The 25260-nt window shown below is 58.2% G+C and carries 19 protein-coding genes; 8 read left to right on the plus strand and 11 right to left on the minus strand.

The window, feature by feature from the left end; translation table 11 throughout:
• The 4 genes from astD to D8U73_RS16650 all read right to left on the minus strand — a co-directional run.
• Positions 1–1357: succinylglutamate-semialdehyde dehydrogenase (astD, locus tag D8U73_RS16635; RefSeq protein ID WP_177435535.1), on the minus strand; the 1357-nt coding region annotated here is incomplete at its 3' end.
• Complete coding sequence (astA, locus tag D8U73_RS16640) at positions 1354–2379, minus strand: arginine N-succinyltransferase (RefSeq protein ID WP_056852557.1); 1026 nt, start codon at positions 2377–2379, stop codon at positions 1354–1356. The genes astA and astD, both read right to left, overlap by 4 nt.
• A 79-nt stretch (positions 2380–2458) precedes the next feature.
• The gene (gene aruF, locus D8U73_RS16645; protein ID WP_056852558.1) at positions 2459–3478 is read right to left on the minus strand and encodes an arginine/ornithine succinyltransferase subunit alpha; all 1020 of its coding nucleotides are present in this window, start codon (positions 3476–3478) and stop codon (positions 2459–2461) included.
• 197 nt (positions 3479–3675) lie between these two features.
• Positions 3676–4896: an aspartate aminotransferase family protein gene (locus D8U73_RS16650; protein WP_056852559.1), complete on the minus strand. Its 1221-nt coding sequence runs from the start codon at positions 4894–4896 to the stop codon at positions 3676–3678.
• Positions 4897–5193: 297 nt separating this feature from the next.
• Between D8U73_RS16650 and D8U73_RS16655 the strand changes: the two genes are divergently transcribed.
• Entirely contained in the window at positions 5194–10248 is a 5055-nt protein-coding gene (locus D8U73_RS16655) for a DUF6543 domain-containing protein (RefSeq protein WP_241668530.1), read from the plus strand.
• A 48-nt stretch (positions 10249–10296) separates the two neighbouring features.
• On the opposite strand, the gene argR is transcribed toward D8U73_RS16655, so the two are convergent.
• The 7 genes from argR to acs all read right to left on the minus strand — a co-directional run bounded on the left by argR (position 10297) and on the right by acs (position 18301).
• On the minus strand, positions 10297–11277 hold the full coding sequence (gene argR, locus D8U73_RS16660; RefSeq protein WP_056852561.1) for a transcriptional regulator ArgR: 981 nt from the start codon (positions 11275–11277) through the stop codon (positions 10297–10299).
• 244 nt (positions 11278–11521) lie between these two features.
• Positions 11522–12286 (minus strand): ATP-binding cassette domain-containing protein, encoded by a 765-nt coding sequence (locus tag D8U73_RS16665; RefSeq protein ID WP_007971015.1) that lies wholly within the window; start codon positions 12284–12286, stop codon positions 11522–11524.
• Between the two features lie 23 nt (positions 12287–12309).
• Complete coding sequence (locus D8U73_RS16670) at positions 12310–13422, minus strand: M14 family metallopeptidase (RefSeq protein ID WP_130905146.1); 1113 nt, start codon at positions 13420–13422, stop codon at positions 12310–12312.
• 1 nt (position 13423) lies between these two features.
• Positions 13424–14122 carry an ABC transporter permease gene (locus D8U73_RS16675; protein WP_056852563.1) on the minus strand — a complete coding sequence of 233 codons (699 nt, stop codon included), beginning with the start codon at positions 14120–14122 and terminating at the stop codon, positions 13424–13426.
• Positions 14119–14808, minus strand: a complete 690-nt coding sequence (locus D8U73_RS16680) for an ABC transporter permease (protein ID WP_007934894.1) — start codon at positions 14806–14808, stop codon at positions 14119–14121. The genes D8U73_RS16675 and D8U73_RS16680 overlap by 4 nt, the downstream gene beginning before the upstream one ends.
• Positions 14809–14899: 91 nt before the next feature.
• Positions 14900–15676 (minus strand): ABC transporter substrate-binding protein, encoded by a 777-nt coding sequence (locus tag D8U73_RS16685; RefSeq protein WP_056852564.1) that lies wholly within the window; start codon positions 15674–15676, stop codon positions 14900–14902.
• Between the two features lie 669 nt (positions 15677–16345).
• Complete coding sequence (gene acs / locus D8U73_RS16690; protein WP_056852565.1) at positions 16346–18301, minus strand: acetate--CoA ligase; 1956 nt, start codon at positions 18299–18301, stop codon at positions 16346–16348.
• Between the two features lie 495 nt (positions 18302–18796).
• On the opposite strand from acs, the gene D8U73_RS16695 reads away from it, so the two are divergent.
• The 7 genes from D8U73_RS16695 to D8U73_RS16725 all read left to right on the plus strand — a co-directional run bounded on the left by D8U73_RS16695 (position 18797) and on the right by D8U73_RS16725 (position 25259).
• Entirely contained in the window at positions 18797–19060 is a 264-nt protein-coding gene (locus D8U73_RS16695) for a DUF2790 domain-containing protein (RefSeq protein ID WP_056852566.1), read from the plus strand.
• Positions 19061–19606: 546 nt separating this feature from the next.
• Entirely contained in the window at positions 19607–20854 is a 1248-nt protein-coding gene (locus D8U73_RS16700; RefSeq protein ID WP_007992761.1) for a ribonucleotide-diphosphate reductase subunit beta, read from the plus strand.
• Between the two features lie 386 nt (positions 20855–21240).
• A complete protein-coding gene (locus D8U73_RS16705; protein ID WP_130905168.1) occupies positions 21241–21774 on the plus strand; it encodes a Bro-N domain-containing protein in 534 nt (177 codons plus the stop codon).
• Positions 21775–21887: 113 nt separating this feature from the next.
• The gene (locus D8U73_RS16710; protein WP_130905147.1) at positions 21888–22601 is read left to right on the plus strand and encodes an HNH endonuclease; all 714 of its coding nucleotides are present in this window, start codon (positions 21888–21890) and stop codon (positions 22599–22601) included.
• A 128-nt stretch (positions 22602–22729) separates the two neighbouring features.
• Entirely contained in the window at positions 22730–23932 is a 1203-nt protein-coding gene (locus D8U73_RS16715; protein ID WP_130905148.1) for an S-type pyocin domain-containing protein, read from the plus strand.
• A gap of 10 nt (positions 23933–23942) precedes the next feature.
• Positions 23943–24194, plus strand: coding sequence for a pyocin S6 family toxin immunity protein (locus D8U73_RS16720; RefSeq protein ID WP_130905149.1), 252 nt, complete (start codon positions 23943–23945; stop codon positions 24192–24194).
• Positions 24195–24293: 99 nt separating this feature from the next.
• Complete coding sequence (locus tag D8U73_RS16725; protein WP_130905150.1) at positions 24294–25259, plus strand: hypothetical protein; 966 nt, start codon at positions 24294–24296, stop codon at positions 25257–25259.
• Position 25260 lies beyond the last annotated feature (1 nt).

The following is a 25260-nucleotide window of genomic DNA, read 5'->3' on the forward strand; positions in this document are numbered from 1 at the left end:
GGTTGCCCGAGGCGCCGACGCCGCCGAATGGCGCGCTGCTCGCGGCGCCGGTCAGTTGCTTGTTCCAGTTGACGATACCGGCGCGGCTTTCCAGCCAGAACTGCTGGTAACGCGCTTCGGAGTCCGACAACAGGCCGGCGGCCAGACCGTAGGCGGTGTCGTTGGCTTCAGCGATCGCCGCTTCAAAATCAGCGTAGCGGATCACTTGCAGCAACGGGCCAAACAGCTCTTCGTCAGGACGATCGGCCACAGCGCTCACATCGAGGATGCCGGGGGTCAACAACGCCGACTGCGCCTGTGGCTGAGTCATTTCCAACAGTGCCACGGCGCCATTGGCCAGCAGATGTTCTTGTGCATCCATCAACGCTTTCGCGGCAGCGAGGGAAACCACCGAGCCCATGAATGGCGCCGGTTGCTGATCGAATGCGCCGACTTCAATCGTCGAACTGACGGCCACCAGGCGCGCCAGCAACGAGTCGCCCCATGCGCCTTGCGGCACCAGCAAGCGGCGCGCGCAGGTGCAGCGTTGACCGGCGGAAATGAAAGCCGATTGAATGATGGTGTACACCGCAGCATCGAGGTCGGCGACCTGATCAACCACCAGCGGGTTGTTGCCGCCCATTTCCAGCGCAAGAATCTTGTCCGGACGACCGGCGAATTGCTGATGCAGGTGATTGCCGGTGCGGCTGGAACCGGTGAAGAACAGCCCGTCGATGCCCGGGTTCGCCGCCAGGGCGATACCGGTTTCGCGTGCGCCTTGCAGCAGGTTCAACACGCCGGCCGGCAAACCGGCCTCGATCCAGCATTTGACCGTCAGTTCGGCGACTTTAGGGGTCAGTTCGCTTGGCTTGAACAGCACCGTGTTACCGGCCAGCAGCGCCGGCACGATGTGACCATTGGGCAAGTGCCCAGGGAAGTTGTAAGGACCGAACACCGCCACCACGCCGTGTGGCTTGTGACGCAGTACAGCGGTGGCATCGCCCAGCGGGCCGCTCTTTTCGCCAGTGCGCTCGCGATAGCTCTGCACCGAGATCGCGATCTTGTTGACCATGCTGGTGACTTCGGTCGCGGCTTCCCACAGCGGTTTGCCGGTTTCTTCACCGATGGTGCGCGCGAGTTCGTCGGCGTTGTTTTTCAACGCAGCGGCGAAGGCTTCCAGCACCGAGATACGTTCCTGCAACGTGCGACGCGCCCAATCCGGGAACGCCTGACGTGCGGCTTGCACGGCCGATTCCACTTGATCAACGGTGGCGCTGCTGCCCGACCACAGCACTTGCTGGGTCACCGGGTTGAGCGACTCAAAGGTTTCACCCTGGCCTGCCAGCCATTCACCTGCGATGTATAGCGACTTCATTATTTCGACTCCCGGGCAGCGGACAACGCCACGGCGCGCACTTGATCGCCTGCGTTGAGTTGAAGACGTTTGGCGGTCTGCGGATCGACCACCAGCGTACCGGCGGCCAGACGTGCCGGCGCGGCCGTGATCCGACAGTCTTCGCGTTTGCGGTTGTGAATGATGAACGGCGTGGCGTCGTCACCCGGCGTGCCGATGGCCAGCACCAGCGCCTGGCTGTCGCGCACGGCGCGGATCTTGCCGGTTTCGCATTCGATGGCCGGGCCGGCGTCGAAGATGTCGACGTAGCCCTGGTAGCTGAAACCTTCGCTCTTGAGCATCGACAATGCAGGCTCGGTGTCCGGGTGAACCTGACCGATCACGTTGCGCGCATCCGGCGACAGGAAGCAGGTGTACAGCGGGAATTTCGGCATCAGTTCGGCGATGAACGCTTTGTTGCCAACGCCGGTCAGGTAGTCCGCCTGGCTGAACTCCATTTTGAAGAAGTGTCGACCCAGGCTTTCCCAGAACGGCGAACGCCCGGCTTCATCGGAAACGCCACGCATCTCGGCGATGATCTTGTTGCCGAACAGTTGCGGGAATTCGGCGATGAACAGCATCCGCGCCTTGGACAGCATGCGACCGTTGAGGCCACTGCGGTAATCGGCGTGCAGGAACAGCGAGCACAGCTCGGAGTTACCCGTCAGGTCGTTGGCCAGGAACAGCGTCGGGATCTCACGATAGATGTTCAGCTCTTGCGAGGCGCTCACCGTCAGACCGACGCGGAAGTTGTACCACGGCTCGCGCAGACCGACGGCACCGGCGATGGCGGAAATACCCACCACGCGGCCGTCGTCGTCTTCGAGCACGAACAGGTAGTCCGCATCGCCCCGCCCTGCTTCGCCGCGGAACGTCTTTTCGGCCCAGCCGACACGATGGGCCAGACGTTCTTCGTTGGCCGGCAAAGTGGTCAGGCCGGTGCCAGTGCTGCGGGCCAGGTCGATCAGAGCGGGTAAATCGCTGCTGCGTACGGGACGAACGATCATGCTATCTCCTCAAACGGGCCGCTTGCGCCACCCGTGAAACTTCGCTGCTTTTCTTGCAAGCATTCAGGCCAGGTAGGCGTTAAACCGCCACCAGGCGCACGCTCGCACCTTCGCCGACGCCCAGGGCTTCGGCCGCTTCCAGATCCAGGGTCACGGGTTTGCCCGGCGCGTAGTCGAGCTCGAGCATCACGGCGCGGTAATCCTGCAACTGGGCATTGGCCACCAGGTACTGACGACCGACACCTTTGACCGGCTCGCCGATTTTCACCGGCACGACGCGGCTCTGGGCGATCGAACGGATCCCCGAGACGCGGGCATGCAGGGTCGGGCCGCCGTCGAAAATGTCGATGTAGTGATCGGTCTCGAAGCCTTCGCGCATCAGGATGTCGAAGGTGATCTGCGCCCGTGGGTGCACCTGGCCCATCGCTTCTTGCGCGGAGTCCGGCAGCAGCGGCACATAGATCGGGTAATGCGGCATCAGTTCGGCGAGGAACGTACGGCTCTTCAAGCCGCACAAGCGCTCGGCCTCAGCGTAGTTGAGGTCGAAGAAGTTGCGACCGATGGCGTCCCAGAATGGCGAGTCGCCGTTTTCATCGCTGTAACCGACGATTTCGGTTACCACTGAATCGGCAAAACGCTCCGGGTGACTGGCGACAAACAGCAAGCGGCCACGGGAATTGAGCTCGGCCCAAGGCGAACCCACCAGTTCACGCTGCACGTAGAAACTGGTCAGCAAGCTGTTGCCGGTCAGGTCGTGGCACTGCGAGAGCACATGGATCTTGTTGTGGATCTTCAGCTCGCGAGAGGCGTGTACGAACGTTTCGTTGCGGAAGCTGTAGAACGGCTCGGAATAACCGGCCGAAGCCACGATGGCCGAGCAGCCGACCAGTTTTGCGGTGGCACTGTCTTCGAGAACGAAGAAATAGCTTTCTTCACCGTTGAAGCTCACTTCGGCAGCGAACGAGGCTTCGCTCGCGGCAATCTTGTCGCTCAGGCGTTCAACGTCATCCGGCAAGGAAGTGACACCAATCGGGCTGTCCGCAGCCAGACGCTGTACCTCGCCCAGATCAGCCATTTGCGCGGGGCGCATCACCAGCATGGTGTCACTCCTTTTTATTAAAACTCTTGAGGGAAATAAACCGGGCCCTTGTAGGAGCAAAGCTTGCTCGCGATGGTGTGTCAGCCACATGGGTGTTCACTGACACGCCATCGCGAGCAAGCTTTGCTCCTACAGAAGAGCGGGTCCGGCATCAGAATCGGGGTCGACGCCTGAATCGTCAGGCGTCGAAGGGTCTATCAGGCTTGCGTCAGTTTTGCCGCGGCACGTTCGAAGCGGTCCAGGCCGGCATCGATATCGGCGTCTTCGACCACCAGGCTCGGGGCGAAACGCACCACGTCCGGGCCGGCTTGCAGGACCATCAGGCCTTCTTGTTCAGCGGCGTTGAAAATGTCCTTGGCCTTGCCTTTCCAGGCATCGCTCAGCACGCAACCGATCAACAGGCCCATGCCGCGGACCTTGGTGAACAGGCCGTACTTTTCGCCGATCTGTTCAAGGCGTGCCTTGAACTTGTCGTGCTTGGCCTTGACGCCGGCCAGCACTTGCGGGGTGTTGATCACGTCGATCACCGCTTCCGCGACAGCGCAAGCCAGCGGGTTACCGCCGTAAGTGGTGCCGTGGGTGCCGACAACCAAGTGTTTGGCCAGGTCTTCGGTGGTCAGCATGGCCGCGATCGGGAACCCGCCGCCCAGGCTCTTGGCGCTGGTGAGGATGTCCGGAATCACACCGTAATGCTGATAGGCGAACAGGTGGCCAGTACGGCCCATGCCGGTTTGCACTTCGTCAAAGATCAGCAGCGCGTTGTGCGCGGTGCAAAGGTCGCGGGCACCTTGCAGGTATTCGAGTTCGGCCGGGATCACACCGCTTTCGCCCTGGATCGGTTCCAGCACCACAGCGCAAGTCTTGTCGGAAATGGCGGCTTTGAGCGCGGCCAAATCGTTGTACGGCACATGGGTGATACCGGTGATTTTCGGACCGAAACCGTCGGAGTACTTCGACTGGCCACCGACGTTAACGGTGAACAGGGTACGGCCGTGGAAGCTGTTGAGCGCGGCGATGATTTCGTACTTCTCGCTGCCGAAACGGTCGAAACCGACACGACGGGCCAGCTTGAAGGCGGCCTCGTTGGCTTCGGCGCCCGAGTTGCAGAAAAAAGCACGCTCGGCAAATGTGGCGTTGACCAACTTATGGGCCAGGCGCAGGGCCGGCTCATTGGTGAACACGTTGGACACGTGCCACAGCTTGTTCGCCTGCTCGGTCAAGGCACCGACCAGCGCCGGGTGCGCATGGCCCAATACGTTCACGGCAATCCCGCCGGCGAAGTCGATCAGCTCGCGACCGGACTGGTCCCAAACGCGGGAACCGGCGCCACGCACAGGAATGAATGCGGCAGGCGCATAGTTGGGAACCATTACCTGATCGAAATCGGCGCGTTGTACCGCAGCGTGCTCAACGGACATCGGAGTCTCCTGAAGAGAAAACACTCGCCTGAAACTGGCGAGCTTGGTGAGGATTGTAAGGACAGTTTTCAGCCCGGCCTTGCCGCCAAGCGACAACTTCTTATAGCGCAAACCCCGGATTTTCCCGGGTTTACGGCAATGCGACATATAGGGTCGCAAAGGCGCAGTTTAAACTGCTGGCGCCGATTTGCGGCAGGCTTGGCGAGAGATGAATGCCTGCGCAATAAATATGTACCGCACCGGAAACGATGCAGCCTGTTTCCCTTGACGCTCTTTGAGCGCTAATGGACCAGCAAGATGCAATTACCCGACGAGCAAACGCGGACAGCCCTGGCTGACGCAACGTATATCGCCCACACCGACACTCACTACCCGCCTCTCACCCATACGATTGCGCACTGGCTCGGGAACGCTTCATCGGCCAGACGCCTGGCGTTGAAGAGTGCACGCCCGATACTGACGAGTGGTTTGCGCGCGGCGCCGGCTGCGCAACACGCTGAACTCGGACGGCTGAATGCCGCGCACTGGACCGCACAAAACCGAGTCGACCGCACACTGGAAAACCTGCAGGACGCCTACGCTTTTGCTGAACCACTGCTCAAAAACGCTCTGAAAGCGCGATTCGGCCTGGACGTGGACGTCAAAGGCACGTTCTTGCGCCTGTACATTCCCGCGACCACTCCCTGGTTTCCGATCAAGTCAGGCGCCGCTCGCACCTGGACCGTGTCGCTGTTGAATACGGCACTGCATAACTTTGAAGAACAGGAAACCCACAAGGATGCCTACGAGCCCGACTCGACGTTCATCACTGAGCCGTCCTCGACCGGGCAGTTCGATACCTTGCCCGCGCTCAAGCAGACGATCACGGTGCAGGCCTTTACCCGGTTATGCCGTGAACTGGACATCGGCGGCCAATACCGCACCTACCTGGAGGATAATCTCGGGGTTTCCAACCCGCTGGCGGCGACTGTGCTGCGCTCCAGGGTCGAGGCCAGCCAGAAAGCCGCATTGAAGGCCGCGCTGCATCTGGCTCGCATGAACGGCGACATTCAGGACGACTTCTTTCAACTGATCCAGGCGCTGGCTGAAGGCAAGCAAGGTATCAAACTTGGAAACGAGCCCCTGCTGTGCCACGACTTGACGATCATGTCCGCCAGGCTGACCGGCATCGTCGTGTTTGCACCTAACCTTGAACGCGCACGCAATGTCGCACGGGTCGTGGCCTACATCCCCGATGACCCGGAGCACCCGATCAAGGAGTACACCTCGACGGCCGAGCTGATGCAAACCCTCACTCGTCAACTGCGCACCCCGGATTACCAACAATTTTTCAGTCGTTTTGTCGCTCACGAAGACCGCGGATATTTTTTTGGCAACCTGGCCGATCGCCTGAGCCATGTGACCTGGCATCAACGCCACTACGGTGAAGCGCTGCCATCATGGCGTGAAACGCCGACAGAGCGGCCCAATCTGCAATTTTCTGTCACGCCGATCCATCGCGGCCCATGGCCCCATCTCTACCGCGCGCAGTTGAACAAAATTCTCAACGACGCCCGGGTCATCGCGGTGTCTACCGCAATGGCGGACCAAAAGGCTCGCTGGGCACTCTGGGACTCCTTTACCGGCGTGCTGTCCGCCATTGTGCAGCTCGCCGCTTTCGTCGCCCTGCCTTTTGTGCCGTTTGTGGGCGAATTGATGCTGGCTTACATGGCTTATCAATTGGTCAACGATGCCTTTGAAGGGATTATCGACTGGGCGCAAGGGCAGACCATCGAAGCCTTCGAGCACCTGATGACAGTGGTTGAGACATTGATCCAGTTGGGGGCCTTCGCCGCAGGTGGGGTCGTTGCCGCAGGCGAGTTTCGCAAGGCTCTGCCCGCAGAGGTCATCGCCTTCATTGACCGGTTCAAACCGGTGCAGGCAGCCAATGGAAAGACCCTTTACTGGAAACCCGACCTGAGCCCTTATGAACAGGCCGCGCCGCTGCCCCGGCAATCGGTTCCCGACACGTCAGGCCTGCATCAACACAACGGCAAAACCATCGCCCGCATCGAGGGCAAACGCTTCGCCGTCAGACAGGAGCCAACCGGCGACTACCGTATCGAGCATCCCAGCCGCCCCGATGCCTACAGCCCCGCGCTCAAGCACAACGGCAGCGGCGCCTGGCAGACAGAACTCGACCGACCACTGGAGTGGGACAAAAACACCCTATTGCAGCGCTTGGGTCACCTGAGCGAAAAGCTGTCTCCCGCCGAACGCGAACGCGCACTCAAGGCCAGCGGTTTACACGAGAACACCCTGCGCAGAATGCATGTCGAGCACGAACCCATTCCGTCCTTGCTGGCCGATACCCTCAAGCGTCTCAACCTCGATAAGGACCTGCAAACGTTTATCGACCGCCTCAACAGCGGACGTCACGAACAGTATTCAAAGGCTGATTCCCAAACCCAACTGCAATTGCTCACCGAGCATTTCCTGTGGCCCGACAGCATAGGCATCAGCCTGCTTGATGCCCGGGGCAACATCGTCTGGGAAACCACAACGGCGGCACGCTCAGGCATTGAGGTCCAGGAGGGTCGCTTGATCGAGGGTGACGTGCTCAAAAGCGTGCTTGCCCAGCTGAATGAAAGCGAGCAAAAAACCCTTCTGGAAGAACATCGACATGCGCCCTCTCTCTCGCTTGACGCACGCGCCACTTCATTGAGACAGAAACTCGCCCAGACCGCCGCCCGACAACGAGCATCACTGTTCGACAGTCGATACCGCGCTCTTGAACGCCCCCAGAATGCCTTGATTCAAAAACTGATCGACACCACCACGGGGCTGCCGCTGAGCGTGGCGAGCGAATTGATCGATAGCGCCACGAGCCCCGAACTGCAACTGCTGCAAACCGGCGAAGTACCCAAACGCCTCAAGGACCTTGCCCGCTGGGCGATGCAAGAAGTACGGCTGACGCGAGCCTACGAAGGACTTGATCTGCCATCGCTTGATAATCCTGACACCGATCTGCTGCGCCTCCATTCACTTGAGCGCCTGCCAGGCTGGACATCCGAAATCCGTATAGACATTCAGGACTACGCCTATAACGGCCGCACCCGCACCCGCACCCGCATTGGCAAACAGGACGCCGCCATCCGCAAAGTGCTGGTACGGCGCCAAGATGGTCGATACGAAGCCTACGACGACGAGGGCTTGAGCCTGAGCGGCGCAACAGAACTGAGTCGGGCCATTCTTCATGCCCTGCCCGACGCGGAGCGCAACGCACTGAAGATCAACATCCATCAAGGCGAAAAACTTGAACACGCGCTGCGCGAACATTCGCTGGAGCGCGGCGAATTACGCAACATTCTGGAGGACAATCCAATACTCAAACCGGCCTATGACCCGGCGACCATGCGCCTGCTTGGAGGCGCCGACGGCTACGATCAACTCCCGTCGGGCCAGCCGGATCTGGTACGCAGGGTTCGCCAACTCTGGCCGGCACTCAACCCGCAAGAAGTGCTGGAAGTCATCGATTACCTGCACACCCGCCCCGCCGGTGCTCATGCGGAACTCGCCCGCCTGCAAGGTGAGTACGGGCAACTGAACAATGATTTGCAGGACTGGGTCAATCAGGCGCCCCACCTCGACCCTCAAACCGGTAACAGGTTGAGCGCCGCGCAGCTGGCGGAAAACCGGGAGAACCGTGCCGCGTTCAGGTATGAGCTGCAGAGAGGCTGGCGACGGCAGATCACTGCCAGCATTACCGACGACCCTGCCGACGTCGAATATCTGTTGAGTTTCGTCAAGCCGATCGTGGGAGAACTGCCGACCATCAGCGCAGATTTCAGCCGCATTTCAACGCTATCGATGACCAACAGCGGCGCGCCGCAAGGCATCATGGGTTTCCTCCAACACTTCACCGGGCTTGCCCGCCTCGAACTCAGAAACGTTGCCCTGGGCGAACTCCCGCCAGCGCTGTCCAGCATGCCCAGGCTCAATCAACTACTGCTGAGCGACTGCGGCATCGTACTGACGCCGGATACACAAGCGACACTTTCTTCCCTCAGCAACCTGGTGACACTGGATCTCTACGGCAACCCTCTGGGTCTTGCCCCCCGATTGCAGGGGATGTCTGAACTCAACTACATCGATCTTTCCAATACGGGTATCAGCAACGTTCCGGAAGGTTTGCTGGGACATCAGTCACTGCGCACTGCAATCCTCAATGACAACCAGATAACCGATCTTGACCCGGCCTTTTTCAATCTCCCCTCGCGCATCAGCAAGGGCATGGACTTTGGCAATAATCCACTCACATTGGCGATTCGCGAACAGATCAAGAGCTATTTCCAACGGACCCTCCAGGACTTCGGTGTCATGGCCGCCCCGGCTGATATCGATCGAGTCCAAGCTTTATACCCACTTCTGGACAGGGAGGAAGCCAGCGATTTCATCTACCTGCAACCCGGCAACCTGGAGGCCGGCCGCACTGAACTGACGCGCCTGGAAACCGAGCACACCACGTTGCGCAACGATCTGGCCGCATGGACCTCAGACCTGCCCGCCGTGCATCCGCAAACAGGTCAGCCTTTTACCAACGCACAGCTGACAGAAGAACACTTGGCCCGCGACGCGTTCAAGGAAACCGTAGAGCAGTGCTGGCGTCGTGAATCCGATATGGAAGGCGTGAATGCGGCAGGTGAACCGCACTATGAGCTGTACACCGACGAGGTCATCAATGGCGACCTGCCCCAACTGAGCGCGCAATTCAAACACGTCTCACGCCTGCAAATGGACGGCGAAAACAAAGCGACATCGCGTCCCGAGGGCTTTTTACGCTGCTTCCCCAACTTGCAGAACCTGACCATCAGCGACTTTGCCCTGAGCACGGTTCCCAGCCCTGTATTCAATATGAGCGAGCTGAAGACACTGGTGCTGACCGATTGCCTGATCACGCTGACCTCGCAAACGCAGGCGGCACTGGCGGGAATGGAGAACATCGAACATCTGGTTCTGGGCGGCAACCCACTGGGCCTACCTGCCGACATCAGTCAAATGCCGAGACTGAAGACCCTGATGCTGTATGACACAGGTATCAGCGAAATTCCGCCGGGCCTGCTGACTCGTACAACGTTGCAAGTGGCGAACCTTACTGACAACGCGATCAGTGAGATCCCCAGCGACATTCTCGAACTGCCTGTGGGGGTCGCCAGGAAAATCAAGCTCGGCGGGAACCCCTTCTCCGAAGAAAGCCTGCAACGATTCATCGCGTACTATCGACGAACCGGCGAGTCTTTTGGCATTGATGGAGTCGTCGACCGCGCCGAAATAGAGACGTCCTCTTCTGGCGAGAGTGAGGTCGAGGAGTGACAGCGCGATCGCGCCCGGACAAATCGCCCAGGCATCGATGTGAACGTGTCACCCGCGCTCTGAAGGCACCGACGACAATTCGAACGGACTGCTGCTGCGCCGCTGGTTGCGATCTTCCCGCGGCGTGGCGCCAAAGAAGTTGCGGTAGGCGCTGGAGAAATGCGGGCCGGAGGAGAAGCCGCACGACAGGCCGATCTGGATGATCGACTTGCTGGTTTGCATCAACATTTGCCGGGCCTTGTTCAGGCGCAGCTCCAGGTAATACTGGCTTGGTACGCGATTGAGGTATTGCTTGAAAATCCGCTCCAACTGCCGACGGGACACGCACACGTGCTGGGCGATTTCGTCGGTGGTCAGCGGCTCTTCGATGTTGGCTTCCATCAGCAACACCGCCTGGGTGAGCTTCGGATGGCTGGAGCCGAGGCGGTTTTGCAACGGAATGCGCTGGCGTTCTCCACCCTCGCGAATTCGTTCGACCACCAGTTCTTCCGACACCGCACCGGCCAGTTCAGCACCGTGGTCACGGGCCAGCACCGCCAGCAGCAGATCAAGCACCGACATGCCGCCACACGCGGTCAGGCGATCGCGATCCCAGTCAAACAAATGACTGGTGGCGATGACCTTCGGGAAACGCTCGGCAAAATCGTCTTGCCAGCGCCAGTGCACGGCGGCGCGGTAACCATCGAGCAAACCCAGTTGCGCCAACGGATAAACACCGGCCGAGAGACCGCCAATCACGCAACCGGCACGCACCAGTTGCTTGAGCGCGCTGCTGAGCGCTGGCGCCAGGGTAGTCGGCGGCTCGTCAGCGAGCAGGAACAATTTCTGAAAGTTTTCGAGCTTGCCGGTCCAGGCTTCGCCGGGCAATTGCCATTGGCCTTCGGCCGGCGGTTCGGCTTGCAGGAACGACAGCTCGTAGACGACGTCCGGATGCACACGCTGAGCAACACGCAAGGCCTCCTCAGCCAGCGCAAGCGTCAGGGCTTTAGTGCTGGGCCAAATCAGGAAACCAATTCGATGGGCAGTCATGGTGGGCGATCCGAAACGAAGAACAGTGATGAAGGCATGGGCCAATGCTAGCCCGTAAATGAACGCAAATCTCGAAACCGACACAGATCAAACTGTGAGAGCTGGCTTGCCAGCGATGACGGTGTGTCTGTGCCAGAGATGCAAACTGACTCACCGCTATCGCTGGCAAGCCAGCTCCCACTGAGTCGAGGCCAGCCTTGGATCGCGAAGCATGCACTATCGCGGTGCACAACGGCAGTCCCGATTACTTCAGGCTGCCCGACAGGAACTGCTGCAGACGTTCGGATTGCGGGTTCACCAGCACTTCGCGCGGGTTGCCACTTTCTTCAACCACACCTTTGTGCAGGAACACCAACTGGTTCGACACTTCACGGGCAAAGCCCATTTCGTGGGTCACCACGACCATGGTCCGGCCTTCCTGGGCCAGGGCCTGCATGACCTTCAACACATCGCCCACCAGTTCCGGGTCGAGCGCCGAAGTCGGCTCGTCGAACAGCATCACTTCCGGTTCCATCGCCAGCGCACGGGCAATCGCCACGCGCTGTTGCTCACCGCCCGACATGTGGCCCGGGTAAGCGTCTTTACGATGGGCCACGCCGACCTTGTTCAGGTAATGCTCGGCTTTTTCCCGGGCCTCGGCTTTCGACACGCCGAGTACATGCACCGGCGCTTCCATGATGTTTTCCAGTGCGGTCATGTGCGACCACAGGTTGAAATGCTGGAACACCATCGACAGGCGCGAACGCATGCGTTGCAGCTGTTTCGGGTCGGCGGCTTTCAACGCGCCGTCCTTGTTCGCCACCAGCTTCAACTCTTCGTTGTTAAGCAGGATCTTGCCCGCGTGCGGCTGCTCCAGCAGGTTGATGCAACGCAGGAAGGTACTTTTGCCGGAGCCACTGGAGCCGATGATGCTGATCACATCGCCAGCCGCCGCCTTCAGGGACACGCCCTTGAGCACTTCGTGACTGCCATAGCGTTTATGCAGGTCTTGGACTTCAAGTTTGTACATGCGGTCGGTTCTCACAAAAACAGTCAGTCGTTGAGCAAGCGCCCGTGACGCAGCGCTTCGCGCCCCGCCACCTTGGCCAGCCAGAAACCGGGTTGGGCATAACGCAGCCGCTCAATGGCAAACAGCACCCCGGACGTACCAGCACACACCGTGCTGACCCGATCCGCCAGCGGATCGATCACTTCAAAAATTTCATCACCCGCCTCAACCCATTCGCCGGGCTGACGCAGAAAACTCACCACACCGGGGTGCGGTGCGAACAACAATTCGGTGCCTTCGAACGGCAGGCCTTCGCAAGCCTCCTGCGCAGGTTTCGGCCAGTCGCCGCTGATCAGCCCTTGCTCGGCGAGGAACGCCAGAATGCCTTCGGCGTACGCCTCGGTTTCGACGCGACCGGTATCCGCCTGACCACCCAGTTCAAGGGTAGTCGCCAGGCACGCCAGAGGAATCTGCGCATCCGGGAACAACCGCGACAGTCGCAGCCACGGCAGCGAACAGGCTTCGTCGAAGGAGCTGCCACCGGAATCTTCAGCCAGCAGCCCCACCCGCACGTTCAAATGCGCAGCCAGCGAACGCCACTGCGGCCAATGCTGCGGCAAGGCGTACATGTGCAACGCCGCGTCGGTATCGCAATGCAGGTCCAGCACCACATCCGCGGTGCACGCATGACTGAGCAAGATGCGCTGCATGCCCTGCAACTGGCTGCTGGCCGGTGGCAGCGCGGCCAGATGATCAGCCATCGCCTGGCGGATCAAACGGATATTGGCGTGCGGATCATCACCGAGATGGCCATCGAGTTGTGCGGCGACAGGCGCGCTCAACTCGACGAAATCGCGATTGAAGTTCTTGCCGCTGCCCGCTTCGAAACGTCCTTGATGATTGCCTTGCAGCAACTGACCGAGGCCCGGTGGATTGGCCACCGGCACCAGTTCGATCACGCCGCTCAACAGGCCCTGGGCTTCGAGTTCGGCCAGGCGCTGTTTCAGCGCCCAGGCGGTGCGCATCCCCGGCAGTTCATCGGCGTGGAGGCTGGCCTGGATATAGGCCTTGCGCTCGCCATTACCGAAACGGAACACCGAAATCTGGCGCTCGCTGCCCAAATGGCTCCACGGCAGTGAATGGTCGATGCGTTCCATATCAGTGCTTCCGCGGGGCCAGGTAGCCCAGCCAGCGGCGCTCGGCCAGTTTGAACAGTTTCACCAGGATGAAGGTCAGGCACAGGTAGAACACGCCGGCCGTGATGTACGCCTCGAACGGCAGGTAGAACTGGGCGTTGACCGTGCGCGCGGCACCGGTGATGTCGATCAGGGTCACGATGGAGGCCAGACTGGTGGTCTGCAGCATCATGATCACTTCGTTGCTGTACTGCGGCAGCGCCCGGCGCAAGGCCGACGGCAGCAGGATGCGCTTGTACATCTTGAACCGCGACATGCCCATGGCCTTGGCCGCTTCGATCTCGCCGTTCGGCGTGGCGCGCAAGCTGCCGGCGATGATTTCCGCGGTGTAGGCGCTGGTGTTGATCGCGAACGCCAGACACGCACAGAACGTTGCGCTCGATAGCCATGGCCAGAGGAAGCTTTCGCGTACCGCTTCGAACTGCGCCAGACCGTAGTAGATCAGGAACAACTGCACCAGCATCGGCGTGCCGCGAATCACGTAGGTGTAGAGCCAGGCTGTCATGTTGACGACCGGGTTCTTCGAGACGCGCATCAGGCCCAGCGGCAACGCACACAGCAGGCCGAAGAACAGCGACAGCGCGAGCAGTTTGAGGGTGGTTACCAGGCCACCGAAGTACAGCGGCAAGGCCTCCCAAATGACGTTGTAGTCGAAGATCATAGCTCAGCCGCCCTTACGCCTACCGAGTAGCGCTTCTCGAGGTGACGCAATGCCAGCAACGAAACACTGGTGATCACCAGGTACATCGCCGCCACTGCGAGGAAGAAGGTGAAAGGTTCGCGGGTGGCGTCTGCCGCCTGCTTGGCCTTGAACATCATGTCTTGCAGACCCACCACCGAAATCAGTGCCGTGGCCTTGGTCAGTACCAGCCAGTTGTTGGTGAAGCCTGGAATCGCCAGGCGAATCATCTGAGGTACCAACACCCGGAAGAACACCTGAAAACTGCTCATGCCATAAGCCATGCCCGCTTCAGCCTGCCCCTTGGGGATCGCCATGAACGCACCGCGGAACGTTTCCGACAGGTACGCGCCGAAGATGAAACCCAGGGTGCCGATACCGGCGGCCAACGGGTTCAGGTCGATGTAGTCGTCGTATCCGAGCATTGGCGCGACGCGGTTGAGCAAATCCTGACCGCCGTAGAAAATCAGGAGGATCAACACCAGGTCGGGAATGCCGCGAATCACGGTGGAGTACAGATCGCCCAGCCAGGCCAGCCAGCGAACCGGCGACAGACGCAGTGCCACGCCGATCAGGCCCAGGACAATGGCCAGGGCCATGGATGACAAGGCGAGCTGAAGCGTCAGCCAAGCGCCATCGAGGATGACAGCCCCGTAGCCTTTCAACATGATTCAGGTCCTCGAAAGTTGGGATGAAAAAATGGCGCAAACCTCAGAGATCCTGTTGCTTGCGCCATTTCGGACTTGTCGCCGGGACGTATTACTTGCCGTAGATATCGAAGGCGAAGTATTTGTCCTGGATTTGCTTGTACTTGCCGTTCTCGCGAATGGCAGTGATCGCGGTGTTGATCTTGTCTTTCAGTGCGTCACCCTTGCGAACCGCGATGCCTACGCCGTCGCCGAAGTATTTGACGTCGGTGAACGCCGGACCGACGAACGCGAAGCCTTTACCGGCGTCGGTTTTCAGGAAACCGTCATCCAGCAGCGTAGCGTCTGCCACGGTGCCGTCGAGGCGGCCGGCGGCTACGTCGAGGTAAATTTCGTTCTGCGAACCGTAAGGCTTGATCTCGGCACCCAGCGGGGCCAGGACTTCGCGGGCGAAACGCTCGTGGATGGAACCACGTTGCACGCCGATGTTCTTGCCCTTGAGCTCGCTCAGGTTGTCGCTGACCTGAGTGCCGGCCTTCATTACCAGGCGAGCCGGGGTGTTGTAGTACTTGTTGGTGAAATCCACGGATTTCTTGCGGTCTTCAGTGATCGACATCGACGACAGGATCGCGTCGATCTTGCGCACCTTGAGTGCCGGGATCAGACCGTCGAACTCTTGCTCGACCCACACGCACTTGACCTTCATCTCTTCGCAGAGGGCGTTGCCGATGTCGTAGTCAAAACCAACGATGCTGCCATCCGGTGCTTTCGAAGCGAACGGAGGGTAAGCCGCTTCAATACCGATTTTCACAGGCTTTTCATCGGCGAAGGTTGGCAGGGACAGCACGCTGGCAAATGCCAGGGCGCCAAGCAGCACGAGTTTCTTCATGTTGGGACTCCATCGGTAAAGGGCTAAAACGGCAGAGTGAGCGACAGCCCAATATGCGAATGAGTGGAACCGCAAAACAGTGCTGCGTCCTGAGAAGCCGATGTTGAAAATCAACACCAGCAACGACGAGCGAGTGATCGGCATTCTAACGACAGGCCCGAAGCCGATATTTCTTCAATGCGACAACTAATTACAGAAGCACCGAGAAAGCCGCTTGGGCACGTTGACAGCCCTGCAAATTCATGCAGATGCAAAAGACAGTGAACCGATCCATGCTGCAAATTGCGGGCCTATTATTGGCAAAGCCTTCTAATCCGGCAAGTGTAGCGTTGGGTCTTATTTTTTATGACCGATTCAGAGGTGTTGAAACGAGGCTTTGCGTTTCCCAATGCCTCGTTATTGGACGCACGGTTACACATTCAGTTACTTGAACGGTGACGGGTAACATAGGGAAACACCCTACAGACGAAACCGATAATTATTGGCTCCTCCGTCGATCGTTCCCACGCTCCGCGTGGGAATGCATCCCGTGACGCTCTGCGTCACAAGGTCAACGGCGGACGCGGAGCGTCCATGGCGGCATTCCCACGCAGAGCGTAGGAACGATCGATACGAAAAAGCCCCGCCAGGCAATGCCGGGCGGGGCTTCGGTGACTCAGGAACGGCGGGTTAAGCGACGTTCATCGTCTTGTGCGTATCAATCAAATGCTGCACCACACCCGGATCCGCCAGGGTCGAGATATCCCCCAGACCATCGTACTCAGCGGTGGCAATCTTGCGCAGAATCCGCCGCATGATCTTGCCCGAACGGGTTTTCGGCAGGCCTGGCGCCCACTGGATGACATCCGGCGAAGCGATCGGACCGATCTCCTTGCGCACCCAGTTTTTCAGCTCCAGACGCAGTTGCTCGCTCGGCTCTTCGCCGTTTTTCAAGGTGACATAGACATAGATGCCCTGCCCCTTGATGTCGTGCGGCACACCGACCACAGCGGCTTCGGCGACTTTCGGGTGGGCGACCATCGCGCTTTCGATCTCGGCGGTGCCCATGCGGTGGCCGGAGACGTTGAGTACGTCGTCGACGCGACCGGTGATCCAGTAGTAACCATCGGCATCGCGACGCGCGCCGTCACCGGTGAAGTACATGCCACGGAAAGTCTTGAAGTAGGTGTCGACGAAGCGGTCGTGATCGCCATACAGCGTGCGCGCCTGGCCTGGCCACGAATCGAGAATCACCAGGTTGCCCTCGGCCTCGCCTTCGATGATGTTGCCCAGGTTATCCACCAAAGCCGGCACCACACCGAAGAACGGACGCGCCGCCGAACCCGGCTTGAGTGCGTGAGCGCCCGGCAGCGGGCTCATCATGTTGCCGCCGGTTTCGGTCTGCCACCAGGTATCGACGATCGGGCAACGGGACTTGCCGACATTCTTGTAGTACCAGTCCCAGGCTTCCGGGTTGATCGGCTCGCCCACCGAACCGAGCAAGCGCAGGCTACTGCCATCGGCGCCTTCCACGGCGGCGGTGCCCGACGCCATCATCGCGCGGATCGCGGTCGGTGCGGTGTAGAGAATGTTGACCTTGTGCTTGTCGACGATCTTCGCCACCCGGGTGATGTCCGGATAGTTCGGCACGCCTTCGAACAGCAACGTGGTCGCGCCATTGGCCAGCGGGCCGTAGACGATGTAACTGTGGCCGGTGACCCAGCCGACGTCGGCGGTGCACCAGTAGATTTCGCCCGGGCGATAGTCGAACACGCGCTCGTGGGTCATGGCCGCGTACAACAAGTAGCCGCCGGTGGTGTGCTGCACGCCCTTTGGCTTGCCGGTGGAACCCGAGGTGTAGAGGATGAACAGCGCTTCTTCAGCGCCCATCTCTTTCGGCGCGCAAACGGTGCCGGCCACTTTCATCAGGTCTTCGTACCAGATGTCGCGATGCTGGTTCCACTTGATGTCGCCACCGGTGCGCTGGCACACGATGACTTTCTGGATGCTGCTGGTTTCCGGGTTGGTCAGGGCGTCGTCGACGTTGGCCTTGAGCGGGATTTTCTTGCCGGCACGAATGCCTTCGTCGGCGGTGATCACCACTTTCGAGCGGCAGTCGATGATGCGACCGGCCAGGGCTTCAGGCGAGAAACCACCGAACACTACCGAGTGAATCGCACCGATCCGGGTGCAGGCCAGCATGGCGACCACGGCTTCAGGGATCATCGGCATATAGATCGTCACCACGTCGCCGCGATGGACATCCTGGCCGCGCAGGGCGTTGGCGAATTTGCAGACTTGCTCGTGCAGTTCGCGGTAGGTGATGTTGCGGCTTTCGGAAGGATCATCGCCCTCCCAAATGATCGCCACTTGATCGCCGCGCTCGGCCAGATGGCGGTCGAGGCAGTTGTAGGAAACGTTCAGGGTACCGTCGGCGAACCACTTGATGTCGACATGGTGATCGTCGAAGGAAGTCTGCTTCACCGTGGTGAAAGGCTTGATCCAGTCGAGGCGCTTGGCTTGCTCGCGCCAGAAGCCGTCCGGGTTGACGACCGACTGCTGGTACATGGCCTTGTAGGTCGCCTCGTCGGTCAACGTATTGGCCAGAACCTCGGGACGAACGGGATACAGGGAAGCCGCACTCATCTTTCTTACCTCGGTGGAATAGTTGTTTTTGTATGGCACCGTTGTAGCCCGGGCCGGGCCTATAGAACCATTCGACGATGGTAGTAACAAGCCCACACAAAATGTCGTGAATAGCGACTCAGCCTGCCAAGCCAGAGGTAATTCGTCCTACTCCAAACGAGCTAGGTTCCCCATAACCTGTGGGAGCTGGCTTGCCAGCGATGACGCTATGCCTGACACACCGCGTCGCCAATTTCGCCAACAAGCCGGCTCCTGCATAGCCGTACACAAAGGTTTCGAAGGATTGTTACGAAAACTGTCAAAAGTGTTTATCAAAAGCACGGCTATATGAACGAAACCCCCACGCCTAAAATCCACCTCGCCAACCCGGCAACCTGAGTTAACCACGTTACAGCCCCCACGAAGGCAGTTAACCCAAACCCAAGTTGTAAAGATTCACACGCAATCCCAAAAAGATTGCGTGCCCCCTCTCGCCTCAAGAAAGGTAAAACTTAAATGAAAGCTTTATTGGTTCTGGCCCTCAGCAGTCTGTGCGCAACCGCCATGGCAGACGAGGTTCAGACTGATGTCGCGCAGCAACAACCGGCTATCGAGGAATACACTTACTCGATGCACCTGGACATCGCCAAAGTTGTTTCCATGAGCGAAGTCCCCAATGTGTGTGAAGTTGTCCCGATGAAAATGGAATATGACGACTCCAAAGGCCAACGGCATATCTTGCGTTACAGCGTCATGGGCAATGGCTGCTCCAGCGGCTGAGTAACTGCACCGAATCGGATCATTTCAGCGATTGCTGAAGGTCGATTCCAGCCCGGCTTCGGTCGGGCTCAGTTGTGTTTGGAACTCTCGAAAAGCATCCAGAAACACAAGATGTAGTGAAAAAAGCCTTTTTTTGATTACTTTTTGAGCAAACTCAAATTTGCCAAAAAAAATTTTGCCATCGCCAATCTCAGCCAAAGCCCTGTAAACCCTCGCTCCGACCGAAAAACCCTGCTTCTCGACCGCTCCATGCGCGGATTCGCCCCACCACGCCCGTGAAAATTTCCCTATAATGCCGCCTTAAACGGGCCTGCAATATCCCCTTACAGGGATCAATAGCCAGTCTGAAGCCCCGCAACAGCATTCGATGCTGATTGCGCCCATCAGAGGCTCTCGGAACCCCGTACAAAATTCTGTTTTATTGCCTGCCTTGGCGAGTGCAAAAAACGATTCCTTTAGATCCAACGCGGCCAGTACGGCCGTGTGAAATACCGACTCATCCATTTCACACGGGCAATCTGGCCCTCACGCAGGAGACGACACGTCATGCTGAGCTGGGACGAATTCGACAAAGAAGACACGGAAGTAGCAGTCAAGAGCGCTAACGCTGGCCACGCCACCGAAGCCAACATGGACCGTCTCGACAGCGCCGGCGGTGCCGCCGCGCTGGAAGCCCGCGCCGTGACCGCCAGTGACTCCGCCGCCGTGGCCCGCGCCAAGGCTGCCCTGGATTCCCTCGACGTCGCCGAAGGCCTCGCCGAACTCGAAGGCGCCTCCGCTCGTGTCGCCGTTGACGAAAAGCGCATGATCAACTGCCGCGCCGACCTCAACCAACTCGTACCCTTCAAGTACGACTGGGCCTGGCAGAAGTACCTCGACGGCTGCGCAAACCACTGGATGCCGCAAGAAGTCAACATGACCGCCGACATCGCCCTCTGGAAAAACCCGGAAGGCCTGACCGACGACGAGCGCCGTATCGTGATGCGCAACCTCGGCTTCTTCTCCACCGCCGACTCCCTGGTTGCCAACAACCTGGTCCTGGCCGTGTACCGCCTGATCACCAACCCGGAATGCCGCCAGTACATCCTGCGCCAGGCCTTCGAAGAGGCGATCCACACCCACGCCTACCAGTACTGCATCGAATCGCTGGCCATGGATGAAGGCGAAATCTTCAACATGTACCACGAGATCCCATCGGTCGCGAAAAAAGCCACCTGGGGCCTGAAGTACACCCGTTCGATCTCCGATCCGAAGTTCGAAACCGGCACCGTCGAAACCGACAAAGAACTGCTGCGCAACCTGATCGCCTACTACTGCGTACTGGAAGGCATCTTCTTCTATTGCGGCTTCACCCAGATCCTCTCCATGGGCCGCCGCAACAAAATGACCGGCGTCGCCGAGCAGTTCCAATACATCCTGCGCGACGAATCCATGCACCTGAACTTCGGCATCGACGTGATCAACCAGATCAAAATCGAAAACCCACACCTGTGGGACGCCGAAATGAAGGAAGAAGCCTCGCAAATGATCCTGCAAGGCACCCAACTGGAAATCGAATACGCCCGCGACACCATGCCTCGCGGCGTACTGGGCATGAACGCGGCGATGATGGAGGACTACCTCAAGTTCATCGCCAACCGTCGCCTGTCGCAGATCGGCTTGAAGGAAGAGTACCCAGGGACGACTAACCCGTTCCCTTGGATGAGCGAGATCATGGACTTGAAGAAAGAGAAGAATTTCTTTGAGACGCGGGTTATTGAGTATCAGACGGGTGGGGCGTTGAGCTGGGATTGATTCCTGAGCTAGCCGCGATTTGACGAGTTGAATCGGCAAATCAATAAATCAAAAAGCCCCGATCTGATCGGGGCTTTTTGTTGGGTAGGAAAACGCCTACTCGCAATCTCAGTAGCAGCTAAACCTCCTACAGCAAATCCAGCCCCTTCCTTATTGATAGACGATCAAAGCACTTCTAAGCTCCATTGCAGGTGCCTAAGAAACGCCCAACGTAGAAGCTACTTGCTCACACTGAACGCATGCTGGTATCAGCCTTATATGCGGACCCTTGTGAGAGAAAGAGCCTGTTGGGATTTCTTAAGTCCTCTACGTCGGGTTCCGGCCCCCCTTCACCTACCTACGTAGAGGTAATGGCTATGCCTGCAGGAACTCAACACCGATCCGTAATACCTGATACCTACACTCCGACAGTTTTCACCCGCCATAACCTTTTCCTTCACGCTCTACTCCTTGAAAACCAGCCATGGTTCTGTGCCCGCGATATCGGTCGATTGATGGGTGTCCATTTGAGTGATCGTATGGTCAACAAGCTGGACAAGGATCAGCGACGCGTTCTATGTATTGAGTATTTCCGGCAACCAGAAAAACAGCTGATGCTGAGTGAATCTGGCGTTTATGCGCTGCTGGTTTATCACTACGTTCCAGGGAATCGCTTGTTGCGTGAGTGGTTGACTCATCAGGTGGTATCGGCGTTACGCGATGCGAAGCAACCTGAAAGTTCGGATCGGCCGATGCTGAGTTTGTTGGATTGGCCGCAGATGTCATTGAGTTTGCTCCATTGGCAGGATGAAGGTTGGATTCGACTTCGGGATATGCCGTATCTGTTGAGCGATCAGACCCAACGACGCGTTAAGGTGGCAAAACCATGGTGGCGAAGGGTTGCGCAAATATTTCAGTCGTCAAAGCACTCGATGGGTTAGCGATGTGTCTGTAGGATCATGCGAGATCCGTTTCTATTTTCTGTAGGAAATTTCGTAGACAGTTGTAGTGGCCACTCAGTATCGTCCGAGGGTATTTAACCCTCGGCGATTGTATGGATACGGAAAAAAGCAAAGGCGATTGGAGTGAGGCAGAGATTCAGGCTGCGGTCGATGCCTACCTCAGCATGCTTTCTCGCGAGCAGAATGGTCAGGCGATCAACAAAGCTCATGAAAATCGCGTCCTGCGCGAGGGTGCTTTGGTTGGTCGCACCAAAGGTTCTGTTGAGTTTCGGATGCAGAACATTTCTACGGTTATGGTCGAGCTGGGTCGAAAACCTATCAAGGGATACAAGCCTGCCAAAAATGTCGGTGCCAATGTTGCGAAGAGCATTCGCGAAGCACTCAATGCTCCTGGCCCTGTAACCCCTGAAGACTTTGCCCCGACAGCCGACGAGGCAACGCTGGAGCGGCGAGCTGCAAAGCTTGAGCGACAACCGATTAAAGTGGTGCCGAAGGGAATTGAGAAACCCGCGCAGACTCATTCCAGTGGAAAGTCTTTTTTACGCGATCCGGTAGTAAGAGCGTGGGTTCGCCAGCAGGCTGAAGGTAAGTGCGAAGGATGTGGCGAGCCGGCTCCATTTGAGAAGTCGGGCATGCCGTTCCTTGAGGTTCATCACGTTAAGCATTTGGCACAAGAAGGTTCAGATCGCCCAAGCAATGCTGTTGCGTTATGCCCAAACTGTCATCGACGTTGTCATCATTCGAGTGATCGGGATGAGTTCACAGCTTTGCTTTATACAAAGGTGAAACGGTTGAAACCTGAGTAACCGAGCACGAACACAGACAATTCCTGCCGTCATCCCAGAAACATCCTACTGCCACAGTCCCTCTGGTTCGTTAACGTCGCGCAGCCCTGCCCTAGGGCCACCGATGCACGAACGCACAAGGACAGTCAGTGGCTGGCAACAAGGACATTCCCCAGGTTAAAAACCCGCCCTCGGGTGACGGGCATCACGTTACCTATCGCTTGATGACGCCCAGCGAACTGGCCGAGCGCGAGGCCCGGCAGTCGGCCTACGAGGCGATGCTCGCCCGACAGCATGCATTTGAAAATCGGCTCGGGGTGGTTCCGATAAAAAATGAAGTGCCCCGCGTCGGATGCGTGTTCGCCAAATCCTGCAAGTTGCCGGACGCGGTCATCAACTACTCCAATCCTTCAGGAATGGTGCCGACTGACAGCCTTGAAGACTATGGCGACATCGTCTTGCTGGGTGCCAGGGAGGTTGATGACGACGGTCTGCTTGATTTGCAGACCATCAGCGGCTCGACGGTTGCGCTGGGCATTGGTCAACTGGCACTTCGTGCCCCCGCGCTCATGGCCTCGGTCATAGGCGCCGGGGGAGCGCTTGGCGCGGCGACAACGGCGGCGTTGACCGGCGTGGTCGCACTGTTCTGGGCACCCACTCTCGGCGACAGCGCTCTCTACAGCGAAGACCAACTGCGCGCTCTCGAACAGGCCCGCACGCGGGTTCGCCTGAACATCGAGCAGCAAGATGACGGCAGCCTCAAGGGTTACGGTTTTTACACCGGCAAGAACCGCGATTGGGAAATGGTCGATGTCGTGCAGGTGGATTTGCGCGGTAGCCAGTACGTTGCCGATCTTGGGGAAGGCATCGAACTGATCTGGACGCCCGCCGAAGACGGCTCGGACATTCTCGGCATCCCCAAGCTGGAAGCCGCCCCGCAAGCGCCACATATCTGGGTTTACCCACCGACGAAACAGGCTGACGGCATCATCGTCAATCCGATTTATCCGCCTGAGTACAAGGATTTTATTCTTGTGTTTCCGGTGGGGGCTTTGGTGAAGCCCGTTTATATTGTTATTAGCCAAATGGGAGATCATTCGTATTATGACCACCCGAAAACGCTACCCGCTTTCCCCGATGCAGTCCGAGTAAAATCAAAGTCATCTGTTCAAGGAGGTGGAAAGAAACGCGCCCGTTGGGTTGACCGTAAGGGACGAATTTATGAATGGGACTACAAAAGTAATGCCGTAGAAAAGTTCGACAAATTGGGGATTCACCTTGGTGAATATAACCACACTACCGGCAAGCAAACAAAACCAGCGAAACCGGGTAGGAAAACCACAAGAAATTAAGGAATAACACATGCGCTACCTATCAATCACTGGCTTTTATCCGGACGAGAAGAAGGACGATTCTTTACAATTCGAACTGGACATCGATGGCATTGAACTCAATGAAAAAGTCGCTCAACTCGTTGAATCAAAGCCCCTCGCTGAAATGGAACCGGGAGAGTTACTTTTGAACGAGTCTCAAGTAATGGCGCTGTCCGAAATTTTAGGCGTTAGATTTCCTGCGGGATTGGAGTACTTCATAGGAACTTGTACCAACCAATGAAACAGGGTGAGCGATTGGATTGAGAATGAAAACAATGAGTGCAACACGCCCCGCCTCCCGCTATTAATACGTCACCCTGCTTCCACGGATCCAAGCCCCATGAAATTCGACCTCGCCTACTGCCTCAGCCTCGACGAAAAGCTGTCGATCTATGACGTGCGCGATCTGAATTTCGACGAAACCATGGCCTTCGATTCCGCGAAGGAGCATTTCCAATGCCCCAACAATGCTTGCCGCCTCGCCTTCGATGTAGCGAACGAGTTGGGCACGTTTAACGCCAAGAACGTGAATTACGTACGCACGCCGCACTTCAAGAATTTGCCGAGCACGCGGCATGTCGAGGGTTGTCCTTATGTGAGTCTGAAGACGCCGGCGTTGGGTGTGGAAGAAGCGGAAACGGATGACAGTCGAGAGGAAAATTTCCCGTCTGAATTGTTACTGACCCGGCGTGCGTATGTGCGTAAGCCGTCCAGTGCTGCGGCGTCCGCCGGTACTCAGCCTGATGAGCCTTCAACGTCTTCGGCCGTCGCTGGCGTCGAGCAGCCGAGCCGCGACTCGGCCCCGGACAAGACCAGCGTTTTCGCCCACCCGGTGGAATGTTTCGTATCGAACTTCGACGACAAGGATTTGCTCAAGCGCATGCCGCTGAAGATTGGCGAACATACCGCGCCCTACGCTTCGTTCTTCAAGAAAATCGAATACCTGCAAGACAACAAAGGGCTGATTTACTGGGGCAAGGTCAAGCAGATCAAGGACTACACCCAGAGCTTTCGCATCGATTTCGAGAAGAAGGTCTGGTTCGAGAAGAAGCCTTACTCGGTCAATGTTTACCTGAGCAAGAAGCTCATCGACACCTACCGCAAGCGCAAGGCGTTCCTGGAGGAGATCAAGCACGCCATCGAAAGTGGGCAGGCGTTGTATTGCTTCTTTTATGGCGTGACGCCGGAGTTGAAGCAGGTACCGAGCAAGAAAAACCCCGAGCAGACGTTCGGGGTATTCAGCGCCAGCATCGAAAATCTGGATCACTTTCTAGTGCGGGAGGCGCCGGGGTTGACCGGACAGTAAT

It is taken from the genome of Pseudomonas sp. Sample_22, assembly GCF_004307635.1.
Lineage (GTDB): Bacteria > Pseudomonadota > Gammaproteobacteria > Pseudomonadales > Pseudomonadaceae > Aquipseudomonas.